The sequence below is a fragment of the Ruminococcus callidus ATCC 27760 genome (genome assembly GCF_000468015.1).
GTDB classification, from domain to species: domain Bacteria; phylum Bacillota; class Clostridia; order Oscillospirales; family Ruminococcaceae; genus Ruminococcus_C; species Ruminococcus_C callidus.
This window is the reverse complement of record NZ_KI260324.1, coordinates 2079-2937: the sequence shown is the minus strand read 5'-3', so window position 1 is coordinate 2937 and position 859 is coordinate 2079. Positions and strand designations below refer to the sequence as shown.

Sequence of the window (859 nt, the reverse complement as noted above, 5' to 3'; positions counted from 1 at the left end):
CCATAACAACGACAACAAACGGAAATAACCGCCCTGACTGCTAAACCCGGGCGGTTATTCAAAAACGCTATGAGGGAGCAGACCGTCTACTGGTATGCTCTTTCTATTTCTATTATACGCGATTTGCACCGACTTGTCAAGTCTTTTTTTCGTCGGGCGATTGACAGACGAACACAGTTCACTCTGCAACAGTTTTCACATACAAAGCCAAAAAAGCACGCAGTCCATACAGACCGCGTGCAAATTCCTGGAGCTGTTAACCAGATTCGAACTGGTGACCTCTTCCTTACCAAGGAAGTGCTCTACCAACTGAGCTATAACAGCATTTCTTTTATTGTTCCCTCGCCGCTTTTGGCGAATCAACGTATATTATTATAGCACAAATATTTCAGCTTGTCAATGAGTTCTTTTCGTTTTGAAAAAAAGAATGTTTTTTTCGATTGAAATTTGTTTTATTTGATGGCAGCGACCAATTTTGTTGAAATTCGACTTTTTGCATTTGTAAAGAAAAGCGTTAAAGCAAAAACGCTTCGTTGTTCAAGATCGGAGCATTCCCTCCCACTTGTGTAATTCAACACATGGGAGGTGATTGCAGTGGATTGCTTTGTTACATTTTGTGATTTGCTGGAAAATGTGGTTAGTTGCATACCGCAAACTATTGTTTGACATTTTTTGCAAAGTGTGGTATACTAGAATTTAAGGGCATACCTGAAACGGTAGGCGGTCTATTCCAGCTCCCAGAAGGGAGTGAGTGGTATGGAATACGTAACTTGGTCAGATTTGATTCAGTACAGCATCCTGATCGTTGCTATTATAGCATTGATACACGATATTTTCCATAACAACGACAACAAACGGA

General features: G+C 40.6%; 1 tRNA gene. It reads right to left on the bottom strand.

Going from position 1 to position 859, the window contains the following annotated elements:
- Positions 1 to 248 precede the first annotated feature (248 nt).
- Positions 249 to 324: transfer RNA gene (locus RUMCAL_RS02825), tRNA-Thr, on the bottom strand.
- Positions 325 to 859: the final 535 nt, after the last annotated feature.